Genomic DNA, 20,549 nt, shown 5'->3' on the forward strand with positions numbered 1-20,549 from the left:
ATTCCATTTCCATCTTATATTATAAGGACTATGCTTTCACAAATAAATACTAATTTTGCGCTCTAATTTTTATATATAATGAGGCTGGCAATAAATGGTTTTGGTAGAATAGGAAGAACATTTTTACGCTTGGCATTGGCTGAGGGATTCGAAGTGGTGGCAATCAATGATCTTGCCGACGCGAAAACCATGGCCCATTTATTTAAATACGATACCGTTCACGGTGTTTTTGCAGGTAAAGTTTCAGCAAAGCCTGATTCGCTTGTAATCGGTCAGCTTTCTATTCCTGTATTTGCTATAAAAGAAGCTGATGAGCTGCCATGGTCAGCATTGCGGGTTGATGTGGTGATTGATTGTACGGGTAAAAACCTGACCAGAGCGGCGGCGGAAAAACACATTACCGCAGGCGCAAAGCAGGTACTCATTTCTGCGCCAGCTGCAGAAGATATACCAATGGTGGTATTGGGTGTTAACGATGATCAGATCGATCTGAAAAGTCCGATACTCTCCAACGCAAGCTGCACCACAAACAATATTGCCCCGATGATCAAAATCCTGAACGATAACTGGGGGGTAGAAGAAGGATACATTACCACCATCCACTCGATGACGGGCGATCAGAACCTGCACGATGCGAACCATAAGGACCTGCGCAGGGCAAGGGCAGCATCTTCATCCATTATTCCAACTACAACGGGTGCAGCCAAAGCCATTACCCATATTTTTCCGGAGCTTGAGGGACGCTTGGGTGGCGCTGGCATCAGGGTTCCGGTTTTAAACGGTTCACTGACAGATTTTACTTGTCTTTTGAAAAAGAAAACAACCATCGAAGAAATCAATGACGCCTTTAAAAATGCTGCCGAAAATGAGCTCAAAAACTTACTGGAATATACCGAAGACCCGATCGTATCTATTGATATCATCGATAATCCACATTCCTGTATATTCGACTCCCTGTTAACCTCCATCGTCGGCGATCTGGTTAAGGTAGTAGGCTGGTATGATAATGAATATGGTTACAGCAGCCGTTTAATCGATGTTGTCAGAAAAATCGAAACGCTTTCTAAAGGTTGATTTTAAGGTTTTTGAGTAGATTTTAATGCCCAATAAACCAATGCCGGTTGAAAAAACAGGCGTAAAAGTCGTTTATTATCAGTATTAAGTCCGAAGGCGCTGCGTTTATGGGTGTATTGGGAGATATTTCCAGGGAATACGCCAACAAACAAACCTGCAGCTACTTTACCGATTAAATCTTCATATTTTTTGGGTGCAAGGACTAAAGCTGTGCCCAATGCAATTTCAACAAAACCCGAATATACGACTGTATCATCTTTTTTTAAGGGAACCCAATCCGGCACCTGTGCCTGGAAAGGTTTACGCGCAAAGGTCAGATGACCGATCCCGGCGGTAATCAAACCTGCCCCTAATAATATTCTTGCTGTAGTTTTAATGTTTTCTTCTTTCATAACCGGTGTATTACGCGCTAATAACTATTCAACAATAAATCTGCCTATCTGTTTAAAATTTATCGCGACCATTGTTGTTAAGGGTTTCTACCTATCAAATTCATTACATTATGGTAAAAGTTAAATCTATAGATTTGGTAGTTTAATCTGGAAACTTAACAATTTAGACTAATAAAAACAGGTATGAATAGGTTTGCTATTTTCTTGAGCTTAGGCCTTTTGCTGATGATGGTGTGCTCAGGTCTGAATGCCCAGATCAAAAAAGCAAAGGCAACAAATATCATTATTATCCTAACCGATGATATGGGTTTTAGCGATGTTGGCGCTTTTGGTGGAAAATTTGTTCCCACACCGAATATAGATCGTATTGCCGGTAATGGTTTAAAACTAACCCAGTATTATAGCGCAGCACCAATATGCTCTCCATCAAGGGCAGGATTACTTACGGGCATGTATCCTGGCAGGTGGAATTTTAGTACTTACCTGGATAATAAAAAGCATAACAAAAATGCCCAGCAGGCCGATTTCCTCGATCCTAAAGCGCCGACCTTTGCTAAGTTTTTCAAAGCTGCAGGTTATGCAACGGGCCACTTCGGGAAATGGCACATGGGCGGCGGACGTGATGTTAAAAATGCACCCGGATTTGAGCAGTATGGTTTTGATGCACATGCCAGCACTTACGAAAGCCCGGACCCTGATCCCGCAATAACTGCAACTGATTGGATATGGTCTGACAAAGACAGTATCAAACGTTGGGACCGGACCAAATATTTTGTAGATAAAACCCTCGAATTTTTAAAGCAGCACCCTGAGCAGCCCTGCTTTGTAAATCTTTGGCCGGATGATGTGCACACGCCCTGGGTACCCCGTAGCGAAACGGAATATACTGGCAAATTTCCAATGAATCCGGAAGAAGAAGCCGCATTTAAACTGGTGTTGAAAGAATATGATGTCCAGATTGGAAGGCTGTTGGATGGATTGAAACAGCTTGGGGCAGATCAAAATACCATTGTTATTTTTACCAGTGATAACGGGCCTTTACCAAGTTTTAGGGGCAGTAGGGCTGAAGGTTTAAGGGGATCAAAACTCTCACTTTATGAGGGAGGCACCAGGATGCCATTTATCATAAGCTGGCCTGGCCACATCGCCCAGGGTAAAACCGATGACCAATCGGTTGTGAATGCACTGGATCTTTTGCCTTCACTCTCTAAAATGGCCGGAATCAAATTGCCTGGCAGTTATAAAGGAGATGGTATTGACCGGAGCAGCGTGCTAATGGGAAATCCCTCGGCAAGAATCAGGGAGATGTTCTGGGAGTACGGGCGAAATGATATTGCTTTCAAATACCCCAGGCCGGTTGATAAAAGCCCAAATCTGGCAGTCCGCTCTGGTGAGTGGAAACTGTTAATGAACAGTGATGGCAGTGATATCCAGTTATACAATATCAATAAGGATAAAAAGGAAAGCAATAACCTGGCAGAAAGCAGGACAGACATAGCAGGTGAACTAAAAAATAAATTACTGGCCTGGTGGCAATCGCTTCCAAAGCTTGGTGCAAAATAACTGGTTTAAGGAATTTGTCCCCAAAATGTTAGCACTTTCTGTGCATTATAATTATTGAGTTTCAATTGCTTTATTAACTTTGCAAACGTTTGCGGCGCACTCTATAGCAATATCCTGAGATCAGGCATAAGCTAATTGATAAAAAAAGTATGGTCAAATTTATTCTCCCGGAAGAAGTTCTACCTTTAAGAAGCCTGGTTTTACGCAATGGCAAACCATTTGAAGCATGTGTTTTCGATGGCGATTTGGCTTATGATACCTTTCACCTTGGCTTTTTAAAAGATGGAGAGATAAAATCCATTGCCACTTTTATGCGCAACGATTTTTTTCCTGACGAAGGCGAGGGCTATCAGCTCCGCGGCATGGCTACCCATCCCGAAGCAGGAGGGAAGGGCTGCGGTGCTGCATTGGTTACTTTTGCCATTGAGTACCTCAAAGAATACAATACCGATTATTTATGGTGTAATGCCCGCTCAACGGCGGCCGCGTTTTACAAAAAGATCGGTTTTACGACCGAATCGCCTGAATTTGATATCCCCGGCATCGGGTTCCATTACGAAATGAAATTAAACTTAAAATCAAAATAATTAAATATGAATACAATTGACCAGTTCGACTTTAAAGATAAAAAAGCCTTAATCAGGGTAGATTTTAATGTGCCTTTGGATGATGAATTTAATATCACCGATGATAAAAGGATCAGGGCTGCTTTGCCAACCATTTCTAAAATTTTAAAAGATGGTGGTTCAGTTATTTTAATGTCGCACTTAGGCCGTCCCAAAGATGGACCGACCGATAAATATTCGTTAAAACATATCTTAACTGATTTATCTGCTTTGGTAGGTGTTGAAGTTAAATTTGCTGACGATTGTATTGGCGAAAGCGCGGTAAATCAGGCAGCTGATTTAAAACCAGGTGAAGTTTTATTGTTGGAAAACCTTCGCTTCTACAAAGAAGAAGAAAAAGGTGATGTTGCCTTCGCCGAGAAATTATCAAAATTAGGTGATGTTTACGTAAACGACGCTTTTGGTACAGCACACCGTGCACATGCTTCAACTTCAATTATTGCGCAGTTTTTCCCTGAGGCAAAATACTTTGGTTATTTAATGGCTTCAGAAGTGGAAAATGCAGAGAAAATCCTAAACCATGCAGAAAGACCATTTACAGCCATTATGGGCGGTGCTAAAGTATCTGACAAAATTCTTTTGATCGAAAAATTATTAGATAAAGTAGATAACCTGATTATTGGTGGTGGTATGGCATATACTTTCGCCAAAGCACAAGGCGGGGAAATAGGTACTTCATTATTAGAAGCAGATAAACAGGAACTTTCTTTAGAACTGATCGAAAAAGCAAAAGCCAAAGGGGTAAACCTGATTTTGCCTGTTGATACGGTAATTGCCGACCGTTTTGCAAATGATGCAGATAAAAAAGATGTGACTTCTGGTGAAATTCCTGCAGATTGGATGGGACTGGATATCGGCCCTAAATCTGTTGCTTTGTTCCAGGATGTCATCAAAAATTCTAAAACTTTATTATGGAACGGCCCGATGGGTGTTTTCGAAATGGAAAGTTTCCAGGTAGGTACCAAGGCAGTTGCAGAAGCAGTTGTAGCGGCTACTAAAGATAACGGTGCCTTCTCATTGATCGGTGGTGGCGATTCGGCTGCAGCGATTGCTAAATTTGGTTTAGAAGATGAGGTAAGCTATGTTTCTACCGGTGGTGGTGCTTTGCTTGAATATATGGAAGGTAAAGAATTGCCGGGTGTTAAAGCCATAAACGGATAAACCAAAAAATCTAAAATAAACAATAAGGCCCCTGCGGATTAATAATCTGCAGGGGCCTTGTTGTTTATGATCTTAAAATTTAAAAATTACTTGCTGTGGTGGTATCCCACCATAAGCGCGAGGCAATATCATCTTTGCCCGAGCTTAAAAAAGTTGCAGCTTCTCCAACAGCAGCAGCATTCCCAGTTCTTTCTGCAGGCACAAAAACCAGCCTTTTTATCCATTGGTCGGAGGCAATAACACCCCAATCCGGACTGCTGTCGTTTTTGGCAACGTGTGGGATTTTAGGATAACCTGTCCTCCTGAAATCTACCCAGGCCTCTAAAGTATTGGTAAAAGTAGCTAGGTATTTTTGGGTGATGATTTTTTCCAGTTTCAGTTCATTGCCATCAGCTGCATTCCAGGCTACTGTAATGGTAGAAAGTGCGGTGAAATTATTCCTGCTGTCTTTTGGGTCGACGTAGTTGATCGGTTTGCTTGTTGCATCAGCAAGGTAGGCGTCAACACCGGCTGCTCCCCAGTCTGCAAACGAGAGGCGTACCCCATTTTCATAATTTGTTTTGGCATCCCCCGCATTTGCCCATCCCCTTAAAGCTGCTTCTGCTTTTAAAAAGGCAGTTTCCGATGCGGTAAAACCTCTTCTGTTCTGGGCAGATTTGAAATCTGTGCTCACCGTTGAGTATGGTACCCTGTCATCTTTGGCATTGATGTAAGCACCTCCGCGGATACCTTTATATTTGTATGTTGGATGGTCAGCAGCTAAAGTTGCATCACTTACCTCAGCAAAATATTTGGTGATGCGACCATCTTTCAGCCCTACCAGAAATGATTCCATGGTTGCGCCCATACGGGTATCGTTCCAGTCAAAACTAATCATCGAAACAGGCATAACCTCCCCATTCAACGAAATCAGAAAATTCTCGGCATTGGTGGTAATTAATCCGGCAGGATCGGCAAGGGCTTTTTCTCCTTGAGTTTTCGCTAATGCAGGGCTAACCTTAACCAGGCGCATAGCCAAACGCAGTCGTACTGAATTGAGTAATTTTAACCATGAAGCGATGTTTCCTTTATAGCTGGGATCGAATTTGGTAAAGCCGATATAGGAGGTGTTGGCTTTGAAGTTGGTTTCGATCTGATCCAACTGGGTAAACATATTGTTGTACAAATCCGACTCTTTGTCGTATTTGATAGAACCTAAGCCTGCAGTGCCATAGTTCGAATAGATTACAGGACCGTAAATGGCCGTTAATTTAGATATCGCCAATATCCTCACTAATTTAGCCCAATCGCCAAATAATGGCAGCTTTTTTTCTACGGAAAGCTCTATTACCTGTTTTGACGGAGACATCACGCTACCGTATATACGGTTCCAATAGGCATCAATCCAACGCAGGTAATAGGTTGTATTATTAACATTCGCTACAAAAGGGGTTGGCGTACCCATATATCCCATCCAGTTATCATAACACAGATCTTCTTCAATCTGGTGCCCCATCAGGTTAAATAACATACCCGAGAAGGAAGATCCAACCAGGTTAAAATCCTGCTCTAACATCTTGTCAGATATTTGATTCGGATTTGTATTTATCTCTTCGAAATTCTTAGTGCAGGAGTTGAGTAGGATCAAAGCAAGCACCATTAAACATAATTTTTTCATTATTTAAGATATTAGAAGTTTAACTTAAGATTTAGCCCGTAAGAACGTGTACCAGGTACTGCAAAAACGTCGTTTGCCTGCATGCTATTGCTTGTACTCATCGCTTGCTCTGGATCGAAAGGTGATTTTTTATAGAAGAAAAATAAGTTACGGCCGATTAAGGAAACAGATGCCGATTTAATTGCCGAACCTTTAACAGGAACAGTATAGGCAAGTGATACCTGCGCTAAACGAACATTGGTCCTTGAGAATACATAAGGCTCCATAATTCCATTTCTATCGCCGATTGTTGAATAGTACAACGTAGGGTCAATCGAGGTTTGCGGGGTAGTGCCTTTAATGGCATTAATTGGGATACTCCCTGCATCTCTAGCCTCGCCGCTTCTTTTGCTAACGCCATAAGAATCAAGGAAAGCTTCAGTTTTAGAAAAAGCAACACCGCCGAACTTAGCCGCTACCAAAGCGCTTAAACTGAAGTTTTTGTAGGTGAATGTGTTATTCCACCCCGTGATGAGATTTGGATTTACATTTCCAACATATTCCTGAGTTGCAGCCTTAGTTGGTTTTCCAGCATCATCCAAGATAATCTGACCCGATGCATTGCGTGCAAATTTGTAAATATATAAGTCGTTGAAAGACCCGCCGGCTTTAATGATGGAATTAAAACCTTCGCTATCGCTACCTACCTGATAAGTAGGATTATCGGCGATCAGTTCAACGATCTTGTTTTTGTTCTGCGATAGGTTAATTGTTGTATTCCACTTGAAATTCTCGTTTTTTATTGGATCTCCGCCCAATGTCAGCTCAAAACCCTGGTTAGTCACTTTACCCGCGTTTACGTAGTAAAAGGTATAACCCGAACCAGAAGGAGCCGGCAAAGATAGAAACTGATTGGTACTGGTGTTTTTATAATAGGTAAAATCGATACTTAACCTATCGTTTAGGAAGCGGCCTTCTAATCCAATTTCGTTACTGATTATTTTTTCAGGTACCAATGTCGCAAAAGGTGTCTGTGTATTTCTGGTAATTCCCCCGATACCGTTCGGTCCACCTGCACCGCCGATTACGTTACCAGGATTTACGATGTTATAGGGTACCTCATTTCCAACCTGCGAGGTAGATGCCCTTAATTTAAGGAAACTAATTTCTTTCGGCAGGCTTAACATCTGGCTGATTACGGCAGAAAGTCCCGCAGAATAATAAAAATAGGAGTCGTTCCCGGTTGTTGCCAGGGTAGAGGCCCAGTCATTACGCCCTGACAGATCTACATAAATCATATCTTTGAACCCTAAAGACGCATTGGCAAATAAACCTTGTTTCTGAACCCTGCTATAGGTCTGGTTGATCACCAGGTTATAAGGCAGGTTTGAGAAACTGAAAAAGTTAGGGTATTGTAGTGGTGTTGTGCCATTAGCAAAAATCATCCCGTCGTTAAATGTATAATCCTGGATACTTCCTCCCGCTACACCATTCAAGCTGAATTTGCCAAAATTGTTGTCGTAGCTTACAATAGCATCACCATATAAGGCCTTGTCATTATATTTAGCGTAATTCCATGTACCATTAGAACTTACGCTTACCGAGTTGCCACCCGCCGCATAACGGTAGTCTAACAACCTGTCGTTATAATCAATGTTTCCACGTACATCAAATTTAAAATGGGGTAAAAATGCGTAAGATGCTTTTGCCGTTGCAATTACCCTGTTGCTGGTAGAAAGTTTAGGATCGTTATTTAATTCCCAATAAGGGTTGTTCTGTTTTTCTTCAGTAGAATACCAGTTTTGTACATACAGGTTCCTGGTGTCGCTGAATTTTTGATAGTTGGTTTTGTAATCATCAAAATTTCTTTCCCTGGCGAATAAATATAACCCCGTTAACGGGTTGTTATAGTAACCTGCACCCGGACGGTTCTTTGATTTCTCGTAAGAGAACCTCACGTTTCCACTTAGTGTAAGTTTATCATTAAATAATTTTGTTTCCTGGCTTAAGGTAACATTATGTTTATTATAAGTACTAGTAGGCACAATGCCTGATGCGTTGTTATTTCCGTAAGAAAAATAGGTGGTTGTCCGCTCATTCCCACCGGACACCGATATTGAATTAATCGTATTTACTCCGGTCTGAAAAAAATCATCAATGTAGTTGCTCTGATAATCTCCTTTCGTTTTAGACCAGCTGTAATCGCTACCGGCTATTGCGCCATAATTAAACTGGAATTCAGGTAATGTCGCAGCCTGGCTAAAATTTAAGGTAGAATTTAAAGCAATAGCGATTTTGCCGTTCTGGCCTTTTTTAGTGTTGATTAAAATTACGCCATTTGCACCCTGGCTGCCATATAAAATGGCTCCGTTTGCTCCCCTTAAGATGGTAACGGATTCAAAATCATCCTGGTTTAATGCAGAAAGACCATCGCCGCCATCGGTGCCACCATAAGAGCCCGGCTGCCCGCCTTTATTGTTTACAACAGGAACCCCATCAATAACGAACAGTGCTTCACTATTTCCTGTAATTGATTTAGAACCCCTTAGTACCGTTTTTGTCGAACCGCCAACGCCGGAGTTACTAATTCCCACATCAACGCCGGCAGCTTTACCGCTCAAAGCCTCCATAAAATTCGGACTTCCTGCCTTGGTTAATTCGGTGCCTGCGAGTTGCTGAGCAGCAAAAGTAAGTGCCCTTTTTTCCCTTTTTACACCTAAAGCGGTAACCACTACTTCATTTAAATTCGAATTTCCTGATGGAAGTAACTTAATGGTCACATTGGTCAGGTTGCTGATGTTTACTTCCTGCGAATTCATTCCGATATAAGAAACCACCAATACTGTGGCGTTATCGGGAACGGTTAACAAGAACTTTCCATCAGGTCCCGTGAGTGTTTTAGCATTGGTTCCCTTGGCTACCACCGTTGCGCCGGGTAGTGGAAGCCCTGTTTCATCAGTTACTAATCCACTAATCGTTTTGGATAGCCTTTCGCTGATGCCATTAGGATGGTTCAGCATGGCGAATGGAATTGGAATAATCTTTTTGTTGCTTGCAATGTCTTCGCCCTTGGCGGCATTTTGTAAGCCAAGGCTAGCAACAGCTACGAGTGTCAGGTTCCGCAGGCCTCTGGTTGCGCTAGGAAATTTGATCTCTAGGGCGCTGATTGCGGAATAAATTTTCCTCATTTTCATACAATTTGTTGGTTTAGTTTAGTTTAATAATGTCCTCAGTTAAATTTCGGTACCAGAAACAATCTCTCTAACTAAAGGCCTTTTGCTCATGAAAGAAGGACGAAAAACGTTTTATGCATCCACTAAATGAATAATGGTGATCTATGCGATGAACAATAAAGTTTTAGTCTTTAATTAATAAGTAATTAAAGGTTAAGGTTAATAGTTGTTTGTTATTTGGTGGTTACACCGATATTTAATTTGGTAGGTGTAAATTAGTAAAAATCTTGATACAATGAAATAAACAAAAAATAATTTTTATTATTTCTGTTGACATTTATCGCGATAAAAAATAAAGACTACGATCAGGTGATTTGTGATGAATTGTTGCAAAATTGCCCGAAATAATGCCATTTCCTTAAAGTTATTGCCCTTAAAAAAATAAATTCTATATTGAATAATAATTGTCTTGGTTTCCCAATTAATGGCGGTTTTAAGATAAACATGAACCCTATAATAAATAAATTACATTGATGAGAAAAAATATCTTTTTGTTCGGTATGGGCTGCATGCTAATTGCGGCTATGCCTGAAAAAACTTTTGCTGCAGCAACTGCAGAACCTAAGCGCATGCAACTTGCAGCCGAGCCTGCTGACCTGATAGGCCGCTGGGATATCACAGTTGAGGTAAACGGAAAACCGGCACCAGCCTGGCTCGAAGTAAAACTTTCTGGCGTAAAAACATTGGTGGGCTATTTTGTATCTACCGCCGGCAGTGCCCGTCCGGTTTCTGAAGTTAAATTTGCCGATGGAAAGTTTAAATTTGAAATCCCGCCACAATGGGAAAGCGGTACATCGAACCTCATGATCGATGGGAATCTGACAGGTACTGGAATCCAGGGCACAATGACCGATTGTAATGGCAAGCAATATAGCTGGAAAGGCGTTAAAGCTCCATATTTGAAAAGAACAGCTATGCCTACATGGGCCAAGCCGATTAACCTGTTTAACGGTAAAGATCTTGCAGGCTGGAAAGCCAGCGGGCAAAATCAATGGATTGTGAAAAACGGCATCCTTACCAGTCCCAAGACCGGGTCAAACCTCATCACTGAAGAAAAGTTTAATGATTTCAAACTCCATGTCGAATTTAAATATGCAAAAGGAGGGAATAGCGGGACATATCTTAGGGGCCGTTATGAGGTACAGATCGAAGACAGTAAAAAAGACGCCCATCCAAACAGTGTATTGTTCGGTGGTATTTATGGGTTTTTGTCGCCCAATGAAATGGTAACTCTAGGTCCGGATGAATGGCAAAGTTATGATATTACCCTTGTTGGCCGTTTGGTAACCGTAGTGGCCAATGGTAAAACCATTATCAGCAATCAGGAAATTCCGGGCATTACCGGAGGGGCATTGGATAGTAACGAAGGCGAACCAGGCCCGATTTATCTACAGGGCGATCATGCACCAATCGAATTCAGGAAAATCGTGATTACTCCTGCAAAATAAATAAAGGCTATGTTGAGTGTCAGATGAGTAACATCTGACACCACAGCAGGCTAAAACAAGGGTTAAACTAAAAAACTTCGAATCCAGTATTCAGCAGTAACATATAAACGGCTAAATAGCATACCAAAAATGCCGTAGATAAGGCAAAATACCTTGTCACTTTATGGCTCCCTTTCTTAAATGGCCAAAGAAATAGAATATTAAACATTTCTGATAGTAAAGCGCATATAAAATTCAAACAGACCATCACGCAGCTAAAAGCCACCACAAAAATAGCAGGTTGTATTATAATGCCCGATGGAAGACCATATAAGGCACCCATTAGCAAACTAATTGGTAGAATAACCGATGCATATTTTAACCCTGATAAAAACTGAATAATAAAATATCTTCCCAATTTTGGAAGGGGCAATTTACTTTTTGCTGGTTGTAGGGCTTTGTCAGTTATAGAATCTTCCTGCTGCCCATCTAATGCCAATTGCTTTTTCTTTCCCTTCTTTTGCTTTTTATAACGCGGCCACCAGATAATGAATCCTGTAATGAAAAGAGCCAGAGGTATTAAACCGGCAATAACGGCAATCACCTGTGTAGGCCTTCCACCGAAACTACCATAGTGGATCGGAGTTAACCAGCTCAGATAAGCATTGCCCACATTCGGGAAATCCTTCCGGCTGTTTAATAAAGTTTTTCCTGTATACTGATCTACAATCAGCATCTCCCGTTTTCCAACCTTCGGAAGGTTTCCGCTAACCATGTCAAGGCGATAGGTGCCCATTTTATCTGCCGGGAAGGCAATACCGCCGATGTAGGCATTGGGCATTTTTTCTTTTGCTGCACCAACAATAGCTGTAAGCGGCAATGGAGTTGCCTGTACATGCCATGCTGATTTTGCACCCAATAATTTTGCAACACCCTGTGGCGATTTTCCACTCAATAAGAACAGCAGCGGTATAACCAGCGTAGAAAAAGTAATCGAAAATCCCGTTAAACTCAGTATTGCTACAATGGGAGAGGAGTAAAAGCCCAACGAATTATGCCAGTCGTAATTCTGTCTTTTAAAAGAACCTTTAAACCTCACGGTAAGTACCGTTTTTAATTGTTTCCATTTCTTTGGAATCCATAAACGAAGCCCTGAAATGGTTAAGATTAAAAGACAGAGCGATGCCAGGCCACAGATATACCTGCCGGCAACAGGAATAAGCAAAGTTCTGTGCAATTCGGTAACTACCCTAATAAAAGAGCTGGTATAAATTCTTTTTCCACTTATTTTTCCATTATATGGGTTGATAAAAGTCTGCTCATTTGTTTTAAGGTTTGTCGTGCTATAGGCCTCGTTGGGATTTTTGACCTCGCCCAGGAAAAGATAATCTATTTTTAATTTTGGGTTATTCTTTCTAACTAAGGGTACAATTTTTTCTACAGGTAATTTTTGTTTTTGGGCAACCACTTCGAAAAGTTCAGGGTTTAAAGCACGGTCAATATCATCCTGAAAAACAAGAATACTGCCGGTAAGGCCAACAAAAGCAACAATTCCGCCGGCGATGATGCCAATGTATAAATGCCATTTGCCAAACCATCTTTTTTGATGTTTTGCCCAGTTTAATCTTTTGGGTTGATTTTCTGATTTCATTATTGAGCGTGATATTCCCCCTACTTCTCATCGTTTCAGCGGAATTGGTTTTTCACCTACAAAGAAATCATTTTATATGCATTGATGCAAATTATTTTTAATAAGTCTAAATAAGTGATTTTTCATGCTGAAGATTCTATTATTGACAAATATTTCAATATATTGGTCATTATTGCAAAATAATTTTATCTTTGATTTATGGCTAAAGAAGCAAATAAAGGTGTAATAGTGATACAGTGGAAAAGGTTTGGTGGAAATGAATTGGACATTTTTACAAGTTTAAAAGGATTTTGTGAAAGCTTTCCGAGCTATAATTACAACACACTGAACAATTATCTTTCAAAAAGAAAAATCCCTTTTGAAAATGATGAGGTGAAAATAGAGCGTCTTCCGCTAATTACTAAGATGAAGAAACCAGATTTACCTAAAACACTTTTCTGGGACTTTGACTTTGAAAAAATTGATTGGCGGAGAAGTTATAAAACGGTAATTGAGCGTGTATTAGATAAAGGGAGCCAAGTCGAGTGGGAGGAAATGATCCTTTTTTATGGAATAGAAAATGTTTTATTTTCATTAAAAAATGAGATCAATTATCTCAATGATATAACGGTTGACGAGGTTTGTAAATATTTTGATTTAACAGAAGATGCCCTTAAATGTTATACAAGGAAACAGTTGAAGCAGGAACACTGGATCTGATTTTTAGATTGATGCGTGATTCCGAATTAAGTTTTTTTTTACCTGGTTGGAGGTACCGCACTTTCGTTGAAAATTGGGCATCGGAAATCTATTGATATAGATATGTTTTGTTCTGTTAATTTTGATGGACCCCTGTTGGCTCAGCATTTGATAAACCAATATAATGCAGAGATTAAACGTGTCAAATCAAATTATGTAAGTGGTAATATTGGTGTTGTTGCATTTCATTTTATCTGTCATAATTACCCTGAAATAAAACCAATTGAACAAATAGAAGGGATAAGAATGATGTCGGTAGATGATATATCCGCCATGAAAATAAACGCAATCGTAAATAGCGGGCAACGGGTTAAAGATTTCATAGATATTTACTATTTATTGAAAATAATGAGTTTAAAAGAAATATTAGATAACTACTGTCTAAAATATCCTGACGTAAACACATCTATGGCTAAATCATCTCTTTCTTACCATGCTGATATTGATCTAAATGTACCAGTTATGCTGATGGATAAAACCCTGAAGTGGAAAAATATTGCGGATTGTATTCTGTTGTCAGTTAAAAATCTTCACTGATAATAACGGTTAGAACTAAAAAGAAAAGATAGCAATTGCGCTATCTTTTCCTGAAATCATATTTAAAATCATAATGATGATTTTTTATCTCGGCTCAACCACATTCAACCGATTATAAGGGCTTAAATTATAGGTGAAATTTCCGTTGCTGTCTGTTCCATTGATTCCTTTTACAATGGCCCTTAACGTGTATTTCGCTTTTGGGTTATAATGGTTTAGTTCCAAATGGTACAAAAAGCTTTTGGTTTTATGCGTCCCCCTAAATTTATCGGCAATCCCTGGATGCTCATCCTGTGCAACCACTTTTCCGTTTTCCAAAAGCTCTACTTTTTTGATCTCCATAAAATTAGCTCCGCTGGTGTAATAAAAGCCGGCCATAATCCTTCCGTCGGAATAGGTTTTTTTCGTTACATCCCATTCTAAGTTCTGATAATCGTTGCCCAATTGCTGCGGTCCCCATTTTCCTGTAATGTATCCGCTGGGTTTATAATAGTCGATTTTTAGTGCATCAAGGCGGTTTAGATTTAGTTCAAGGCGACCTTTGAAATTTTCCAGATCGCGTTTCCCTTTCGGGATCCACCCGATTTCGGCAAGCGCCAAAAGCCTAGGGAAATTCTGTACGTTCATGTCTTTAAGCTCCTGGGTAATCGCAGTCCATTGGTTGGCCTGTACGCCCAGAACAAATTTGCCTTCCTCGGGGCTTAATCCGGTTTCTGGCTCGTAATTATATACTTTTTCTAATGAATTGATATTGCCATAAGCGAGGTCGCTCATCGTGCCATCATTCCGGTCGGCCTGGGTAATGTCGAAATAAAAAGGATCGGTAGGGGTAGCCACTGCATAAAAACCATTTTTCGCTGCATCGGCGATAGCCTCGTCGCCCAACCACGACATGATTGCCGTTTCTTTCGTCAGGTTTTTCGCATCACTTAAAATATCGTTCCAGCCGATCGGTTTTTTACCCTTTTGTTTGATAATGGCCGATATCCGGCTCACAAAATAACTTTGCAATTCATTGGTGTTTTTAAGCGATTTTTCTTTCATAAAAGCTTGCACATGCGGTTCCTTCTCCCAGAGCACATGGCGCACTTCATCACCGCCAAAGTGAATGTACTCTGCTGGGAATAACTGGGCAAGTTCGGTAAATACGCCATCCAAAAATTCGTAAACCTTTTCGTTAGTCGGGTCCAGGGTATTCGGTGTAAACTGATTGCCCCAATGCGACCAGGAATCTAAAAACGGAAAGATATAATCGGGTTTGCGGTTCTGGTTTACCCCAAGTTCAGGGTAGGCCAGTACTGTCGGCCACGAATGTCCCGGGACATCAATTTCTGGAATGATCCTGATGTTGCGTGCTGCAGCATATTTAACCAGCTCGCGGATCTGTTCCTGGGTATAAAAACCGCTTCTTTCGGCAGGCTGTTTTGAGCTTGCATCAAAAACTGTTGTTTGTTTATAAGTAAGTTTAGGGTATTTCTTGATTTCGATCCTCCAGCCCTGATCGTCAGTTAAATGCAGGTGGAGCACATTTAATTTATAAAGTGCCATTACATCCATATATTTCCTCATTACATCCACGCCGTAAAAAGTTCGGCTTACATCCTGCATGTATCCGCGCCAGCTGTAACGGGGCTTGTCGGTAATTTCGCCGCAGGGGATCGTCCAATTTGCTTTATTGTTCTTTTTGCTTTCGATCTGGCTTGGCAGGAGCTGCCTTAAGGTTTGCGTGGCATTAAAAATCCCTGCTCCTGTTTTGGCATAAACCCGGATAGATTCTGGACTGATCTTTAAGTGATAGCCTTCATTGCCCAGGCTATTCAAGGTATCAGATGTAATGAAGAGGATGCCTTGCTTTTCATTTTTTAAGGGAGTGGCTTTAAAGTTAATGCCTGTACTGCTTTTTAATAAGGCGGTGAATACGCCGATTGGTGCAAGCGCATCCTTAGTATAATAAAATGTTGTGTTTGCTTTGAGCTCAAATGTCCCCTGAGTGGCATTTACCGAGAGTGGTTTTGGGATAATATGGTTTGAAGTCAGGCGCTTGGTTTGGGTTCGCTGGGCAAAGCAGATAGAATAGCTGACGCTCAGCGCGAGTGAAATTTTTAGGAATTTGGTTATCATTTGGTGTTTTTTGTTTTGGTTACCCCCCAAATTAGAGATAAACAACCGATAAAGAAAGACAAAATAACGGGCAAACGTTTGCGTAATCTTTTAGCTAGGTACTCGAATTTTTGTGGTGGGATTTTTCACCCGCATCCGATATAAACTGAGGTAAAAATGGGCCGATCTCCCACCTTTTAAAGGCTATAAATGAGCGCTTTTTGCTCAGAAATTGAAAAATATGGGCAAAAATGGGCGGACGTGACACATTGCTTTGGAATATTTTTAATTGGCTAATTATCAGTGTTTAATGGGTTTTTAGGTCTGCTGAATGGTTTATTATGAGTATATTGTGAGGCCATTAATGTAACAAAAAGGATGTGGAAAACTTTTTTGTGGTAAAAAGTGGTAAAAAGTGGTAGAACTCTTTACTTTTACACTAGATAAAAAGTGTAGATACCACTATGACCCAACTTTTAGGAGAATTCGATTGTAAACTTGACGCAAAGGGCCGCCTTATGGTGCCAGCTGCGCTTAAGAAACAATTGCCTAATGCCGAAAATGATGGGCTCATTATCAACCGCGGTTTTGAGAAAAACCTGGTAATATACCCTAAGCAAGTTTGGGATGCTGTTGTGGCCGATCTTGCCAAGCTTAATATTTACGATCAGGAAAACCGTGCCTTTGTAAGGGCTTTTACGCGTGGGGCAACCGAGCTTTCGCTCGATGCAGCCGGCCGTGTGCTTTTACCTAAATCATTGGTGGAATATGCAGGTATTGGTAGCGATCTTGTGCTTGCCTGTCAATTGGATCGAATCGAGGTGTGGGATAAAAAATCTTACGAAGATATTTTTGATGATGTCCCGGCGAATTTTGCAAGCCTTGCTCAAAAAGTAATGGGTGATAAGAAAGGAGGTGCAGATGGCGAATAATTACCATGTTCCTGTGATGTTGCAGCCTTGTATTGATGGTTTAAATATTAAACCGGATGGGGTATATGTGGATGTTACTTTTGGTGGCGGAGGCCATTCTAAAGAAATTTTAAAGCATTTAGGTCCGAAAGGAAGGTTGATAGCCTTTGATCAGGATCCAGATGCGCAAGCCAATATTCCTGCTGACGAACGTTTTGTTTTTATCGATCAGAATTTTGGTTTTTTAAAAAATAACCTCCGTTTAAAAGGTTTCAGGCAGGTTGATGGTATTCTGGCTGATCTTGGTGTTTCATCACATCAGTTTGATGTACCACAACGTGGTTTTTCCATCCGTCATAATGCTGATCTGGATATGCGTATGGATCAACACCGCGATTTAACCGCTGCGCAGATCCTGAATACCTACACAGAAGATAAGCTGCATAAAATTTTCGGGATTTACGGGGAGGTAAAAAATGCAAAGTCATTGGCGCGTGCCATTGTAACCTCGCGTTTGGAGCAGCCTTTCACCGATATCGATAGTTTAAAATCGGCTATTGCAGCTTATATCCCGAAAGGAAAAGAAAATAAATACCTGGCGCAGGTTTTTCAGGCGCTGCGTATAGAGGTGAATGCTGAAATCCAGGTGCTTGAAGATTTTTTACAGCAAGCCGCTGAGGTGTTAAAGCCGGGCGGTCATTTGGTGGTGATGTCCTACCATTCGCTTGAAGACAGACCGGTTAAAAATTTTATGGCCAAAGGTAAATTCCAGGGCGAGGTGGAAAAAGACTTCTTCGGAAATCAGCAAAAGCCATTTAGTGTAATTACACGTAAAGCGATTATTGCCACTGATGAGGAAATTGCCCGCAACAACAGGGCCCGCAGTGCGAAACTTAGAATTGCAGAAAAGATATGAACAGGTTTAGGGAAGAGATAGAGGAAGAAGAGATTGGGCTCGAACCAGAGCTGAAAGCTGCGCCCAGGCGGCCAAAAACTGCTGAAGAAAAAATGGATAGTAATTCATTTATCAGCAAGCTTTTTAATGATGGATTAGTAAGTAAAGAGGCGGCAACTGATGCTCTGCCTTATTTGTGTTTTTTGGCCCTTTTGGGAATGGTATATATTGCCAACAGCCACTTTGCGGTAAACAATGTTCGCCGTATTGATAAATTAAATAAAGAAGTAAAAGAATTACGATGGGAGTATAAATCGTTAAAGGCTGACCTCATGTTTAAAAGCAAATTAACAGAGGTTGCCAAAAAGGTTGATACCCTTGGGATAAAAGAACTCATTGAACCACCAAAAAAAATAATTGTTAAAAGCGATGAATATTAGAGCAAACATCTTGCTTCGTGTATATCTGGCATTTGGCTTAATTGTGCTTTTTGCTTTCGCGGTGTTTTTACGCCTCGGTCAGGTGCAGTTTGTACAGGGAAAAAAATGGAAAGCTATGGCAGATAGTCTTTCTACGCGCTACGTTAACGTAGAGGCTACCCGTGGGAATATTTATTCTAACGACGGCAGTTTATTAGCTACTTCTATACCGGAATATGAACTGCGTATGGATATGTTCGCTGGCGGTATTGCTGATAGTAAAGTGTTCGATGAAAAAGTGGATTCGCTGGGTTTTAAACTTTCGCAGCTTTTTCAGGATAAAACTGCTAAAGAATATGCCCGTTATCTTCGTAAAGGCCGTCAGGATAGTGCCCGTTACCTGTTGATCCACCGTAAAGTGGGTTATGCTGATCTTAAAACAATCAGGACTTTTCCTTTATATAACATCGGAAAGTTTAGTGGAGGATTAATCGCTGTTCAACAAAACAAGCGTATTCTTCCTTTTCAGGCTTTGGCTGCACGTACCATCGGTTATAAAAATGAGAATGTTAAAAATGGTGTAGGTTTAGAGGGGGCGTATAAAGAATACATTAACGGTGAAACCGGAAAGAGATTGATGCAGCGCATTGCAGGTGGGGTCTACATCCCGGTGAATGAAGAGGCGGAGGTGGCGCCAAAAGATGGTGCCGATATTATCTCCACCATTGATGTGAACATGCAGGATTTAGCGCAAAGTGCTTTAGAAAAACAGCTGATCAAATCGCAGGCCGATCACGGTACGGTGATATTGATGGAAGTGGCAACAGGCGAGATCCGTGCAGTGGCCAATTTTTCTAAAGTAGAAGAAGGCGTATATAAAGAGAAGTTTAATTATGCGATTGCGGGTAATCAGGATCCGGGATCAACCTTTAAACTGGCTTCATACATGGCACTTTTGGAAGATAAGCTTATTGATACAAATACAATGATCGGGACGGGATACTACCAGATCCCTGGAAAGCTGATCACAGATTCTCACCCAAAAATTGAAACAGTTACGGCGAAAAAAGCCTTTGAAACTTCTTCGAATGCTGCAATTGCAAAGCTGATCAATATGCACTATGGTAACGATCCTATAAAATTTACCGATCACCTGTATGATTGGCATTTGAACCAGAAAATGGACTTACAAATCCCTGGAGAGGCCATGCCGGTGGTTAAAAATCCTAAAACCAACAGAAGCTGGAATAAAAACATGACCCTTCCGCAGATGGCTTATGGTTATGAAATGCAGTTAACACCATTAAAGATGCTTACCATGTATAATGCGGTGGCTAATAATGGAAAAATGGTAGCGCCAATTTTTGTAAAAGAGATCAGAAGACTGGGTAACCCGATAGAGCAGTTTAAAGCTAGGGTAATCAATGATAAAATCTGTTCGGATGTTACTTTAAGCAAAATCAAGAAAATGCTTGAAGGGGTAGTAACGGAGGGTAGTGGAAAGCAGGTGGTTTACAATCCGTTATATCCGATTGCCGGTAAAACAGGTACTGCGCAGGTAGCTGATGCGAATAAAGGATATAAAGCCAATAAACAATATCAGGCATCTTTTGTAGGGTATTTCCCGGCTGATAAACCCAAGTATTCCCTGATTGTGGTAATCAACGATCCAAAAGGGGCTTATTATGGTGCTACAGTATCTGGTCCGGTGTTCAGGGAGATTGCCGACCGTATTTATGCCAGCGACATGCAGATGTATAATGATATGCCGACCCGTTTGGTTGGTAACACAGGTAATCCGCCAACAAAAGCAGGACAGAGCAAAGCTACTCAGAAAGTGTATAAAGCGTTTGGTTTTAAACCGCTTTTTGCTTCTAAATCGGAGTATTATAATATTATAGATACCAGTGCAGGAACAATTTTTCAGGAGAATAACGAACGTAAAGGTGTAATGCCAAACGTATCGGGGATGGGCCTTAAAGATGCATTATACCTTTTGGGTAATGCCGGTTTAAAAACCAAAGTTCTGGGGTCAGGAAAAGTAGTTAGCCAATCCATTATCGCCGGAACAAAGGTGGGTAAAGGAGTTGGTGTACAAATAGAGTTGAATTAAGGTAGAGAGTTGAGGGTAGAAAGGTTTAAGGTCTCGATACTCGATAACTATTACTTGCTAATAAAAGAATAAA

Annotated in this window: 16 protein-coding genes; 11 read left to right on the forward strand and 5 right to left on the reverse strand. The window is 40.9% G+C overall.

What is annotated here, in order from left to right; genetic code table 11:
- The first annotated feature begins 78 nt into the window (after nt 1–78).
- Nucleotides 79–1,074 carry a type I glyceraldehyde-3-phosphate dehydrogenase gene (gap, locus tag H9L23_RS02780; protein ID WP_187593568.1) on the forward strand — a complete coding sequence of 332 codons (996 nt, stop codon included), beginning with the start codon at nt 79–81 and terminating at the stop codon, nt 1,072–1,074.
- Between the two features lie 2 nt (nt 1,075–1,076).
- Here the strand turns inward: gap and H9L23_RS02785 are convergent, their stop codons facing one another.
- Nucleotides 1,077–1,466 carry a DoxX family protein gene (locus H9L23_RS02785; protein WP_187593569.1) on the reverse strand — a complete coding sequence of 130 codons (390 nt, stop codon included), beginning with the start codon at nt 1,464–1,466 and terminating at the stop codon, nt 1,077–1,079.
- A 183-nt stretch (nt 1,467–1,649) separates the two neighbouring features.
- On the opposite strand from H9L23_RS02785, the gene H9L23_RS02790 reads away from it, so the two are divergent.
- From H9L23_RS02790 to H9L23_RS02800, 3 genes are all read left to right on the forward strand, one after another.
- Nucleotides 1,650–3,029 carry a sulfatase-like hydrolase/transferase gene (locus H9L23_RS02790; protein ID WP_187593570.1) on the forward strand — a complete coding sequence of 460 codons (1,380 nt, stop codon included), beginning with the start codon at nt 1,650–1,652 and terminating at the stop codon, nt 3,027–3,029.
- 149 nt (nt 3,030–3,178) lie between these two features.
- Nucleotides 3,179–3,616: a GNAT family N-acetyltransferase gene (locus tag H9L23_RS02795; RefSeq protein WP_187593571.1), complete on the forward strand. Its 438-nt coding sequence runs from the start codon at nt 3,179–3,181 to the stop codon at nt 3,614–3,616.
- Nucleotides 3,617–3,622: 6 nt separating this feature from the next.
- A complete protein-coding gene (locus H9L23_RS02800; RefSeq protein WP_187593572.1) occupies nt 3,623–4,816 on the forward strand; it encodes a phosphoglycerate kinase in 1,194 nt (397 codons plus the stop codon).
- A 79-nt stretch (nt 4,817–4,895) separates the two neighbouring features.
- Here the strand turns inward: H9L23_RS02800 and H9L23_RS02805 are convergent, their stop codons facing one another.
- Together H9L23_RS02805 and H9L23_RS02810 are read right to left on the reverse strand one after the other, a co-directional pair.
- Nucleotides 4,896–6,473, reverse strand: a complete 1,578-nt coding sequence (locus tag H9L23_RS02805; RefSeq protein ID WP_187593573.1) for a SusD/RagB family nutrient-binding outer membrane lipoprotein — start codon at nt 6,471–6,473, stop codon at nt 4,896–4,898.
- Between the two features lie 11 nt (nt 6,474–6,484).
- Complete coding sequence (locus H9L23_RS02810; protein WP_223191034.1) at nt 6,485–9,640, reverse strand: SusC/RagA family TonB-linked outer membrane protein; 3,156 nt, start codon at nt 9,638–9,640, stop codon at nt 6,485–6,487.
- A 518-nt stretch (nt 9,641–10,158) separates the two neighbouring features.
- Here H9L23_RS02810 and H9L23_RS02815 point away from each other — a divergent pair.
- Nucleotides 10,159–11,133 (forward strand): 3-keto-disaccharide hydrolase, encoded by a 975-nt coding sequence (locus H9L23_RS02815; RefSeq protein WP_187593574.1) that lies wholly within the window; start codon nt 10,159–10,161, stop codon nt 11,131–11,133.
- 67 nt (nt 11,134–11,200) lie between these two features.
- Here H9L23_RS02815 and H9L23_RS02820 read toward each other — a convergent pair whose 3' ends face one another.
- Nucleotides 11,201–12,763, reverse strand: coding sequence for a PepSY-associated TM helix domain-containing protein (locus H9L23_RS02820; protein WP_187593575.1), 1,563 nt, complete (start codon nt 12,761–12,763; stop codon nt 11,201–11,203).
- Between the two features lie 198 nt (nt 12,764–12,961).
- Here H9L23_RS02820 and H9L23_RS02825 point away from each other — a divergent pair, with 198 nt between their 5' ends.
- Both H9L23_RS02825 and H9L23_RS02830 read left to right on the forward strand, forming a co-directional pair.
- Complete coding sequence (locus H9L23_RS02825; protein ID WP_187593576.1) at nt 12,962–13,462, forward strand: DUF6922 domain-containing protein; 501 nt, start codon at nt 12,962–12,964, stop codon at nt 13,460–13,462.
- Between the two features lie 66 nt (nt 13,463–13,528).
- Nucleotides 13,529–14,038 (forward strand): nucleotidyl transferase AbiEii/AbiGii toxin family protein, encoded by a 510-nt coding sequence (locus tag H9L23_RS02830; RefSeq protein ID WP_187593577.1) that lies wholly within the window; start codon nt 13,529–13,531, stop codon nt 14,036–14,038.
- Nucleotides 14,039–14,122: 84 nt separating this feature from the next.
- Here the strand turns inward: H9L23_RS02830 and H9L23_RS02835 are convergent, their stop codons facing one another.
- A complete protein-coding gene (locus tag H9L23_RS02835) occupies nt 14,123–16,159 on the reverse strand; it encodes a beta-N-acetylhexosaminidase (protein ID WP_187593578.1) in 2,037 nt (678 codons plus the stop codon).
- A 443-nt stretch (nt 16,160–16,602) separates the two neighbouring features.
- Between H9L23_RS02835 and mraZ the strand changes: the two genes are divergently transcribed.
- Genes mraZ through H9L23_RS02855 form a run of 4 tightly spaced genes read left to right on the forward strand, consistent with a single transcriptional unit; the run spans nt 16,603 to nt 20,476 of the window.
- Nucleotides 16,603–17,070 carry a division/cell wall cluster transcriptional repressor MraZ gene (gene mraZ, locus H9L23_RS02840; protein ID WP_025144486.1) on the forward strand — a complete coding sequence of 156 codons (468 nt, stop codon included), beginning with the start codon at nt 16,603–16,605 and terminating at the stop codon, nt 17,068–17,070.
- Nucleotides 17,060–17,965, forward strand: a complete 906-nt coding sequence (rsmH, locus tag H9L23_RS02845) for a 16S rRNA (cytosine(1402)-N(4))-methyltransferase RsmH (RefSeq protein WP_187593579.1) — start codon at nt 17,060–17,062, stop codon at nt 17,963–17,965. The genes mraZ and rsmH overlap by 11 nt, the downstream gene beginning before the upstream one ends.
- Nucleotides 17,962–18,384, forward strand: a complete 423-nt coding sequence (locus tag H9L23_RS02850; protein WP_187593580.1) for an FtsL-like putative cell division protein — start codon at nt 17,962–17,964, stop codon at nt 18,382–18,384. Before rsmH ends, H9L23_RS02850 begins: the two co-directional genes overlap by 4 nt.
- Complete coding sequence (locus tag H9L23_RS02855) at nt 18,374–20,476, forward strand: penicillin-binding protein (protein ID WP_187593581.1); 2,103 nt, start codon at nt 18,374–18,376, stop codon at nt 20,474–20,476. Before H9L23_RS02850 ends, H9L23_RS02855 begins: the two co-directional genes overlap by 11 nt.
- Nucleotides 20,477–20,549 lie beyond the last annotated feature (73 nt).

Origin of the sequence: Pedobacter roseus (assembly GCF_014395225.1) — a bacterium.
Lineage (GTDB): Bacteria > Bacteroidota > Bacteroidia > Sphingobacteriales > Sphingobacteriaceae > Pedobacter > Pedobacter roseus.

Bases quoted from the DNA above. Each gene is read 5' to 3' on its own strand.
- H9L23_RS02795 (WP_187593571.1), top strand. From the start codon at position 3,179: ATGGTCAAATTTATTCTCCCGGAAGAAGTTCTACCTTTAAGAAGCCTG.
- rsmH (WP_187593579.1), top strand. From the start codon at position 17,060: ATGGCGAATAATTACCATGTTCCTGTGATGTTGCAGCCTTGTATTGAT.
- H9L23_RS02805 (WP_187593573.1), bottom strand. From the start codon at position 6,473: ATGAAAAAATTATGTTTAATGGTGCTTGCTTTGATCCTACTCAACTCC.
- H9L23_RS02815 (WP_187593574.1), top strand. From the start codon at position 10,159: ATGAGAAAAAATATCTTTTTGTTCGGTATGGGCTGCATGCTAATTGCG.
- H9L23_RS02785 (WP_187593569.1), bottom strand. From the start codon at position 1,466: ATGAAAGAAGAAAACATTAAAACTACAGCAAGAATATTATTAGGGGCA.
- H9L23_RS02855 (WP_187593581.1), top strand. From the start codon at position 18,374: ATGAATATTAGAGCAAACATCTTGCTTCGTGTATATCTGGCATTTGGC.
- mraZ (WP_025144486.1), top strand. From the start codon at position 16,603: ATGACCCAACTTTTAGGAGAATTCGATTGTAAACTTGACGCAAAGGGC.
- H9L23_RS02810 (WP_223191034.1), bottom strand. From the start codon at position 9,640: ATGAGGAAAATTTATTCCGCAATCAGCGCCCTAGAGATCAAATTTCCT.
- gap (WP_187593568.1), top strand. From the start codon at position 79: ATGAGGCTGGCAATAAATGGTTTTGGTAGAATAGGAAGAACATTTTTA.
- H9L23_RS02850 (WP_187593580.1), top strand. From the start codon at position 17,962: ATGAACAGGTTTAGGGAAGAGATAGAGGAAGAAGAGATTGGGCTCGAA.
- H9L23_RS02800 (WP_187593572.1), top strand. From the start codon at position 3,623: ATGAATACAATTGACCAGTTCGACTTTAAAGATAAAAAAGCCTTAATC.
- H9L23_RS02820 (WP_187593575.1), bottom strand. From the start codon at position 12,763: ATGAAATCAGAAAATCAACCCAAAAGATTAAACTGGGCAAAACATCAA.
- H9L23_RS02825 (WP_187593576.1), top strand. From the start codon at position 12,962: ATGGCTAAAGAAGCAAATAAAGGTGTAATAGTGATACAGTGGAAAAGG.
- H9L23_RS02835 (WP_187593578.1), bottom strand. From the start codon at position 16,159: ATGATAACCAAATTCCTAAAAATTTCACTCGCGCTGAGCGTCAGCTAT.
- H9L23_RS02790 (WP_187593570.1), top strand. From the start codon at position 1,650: ATGAATAGGTTTGCTATTTTCTTGAGCTTAGGCCTTTTGCTGATGATG.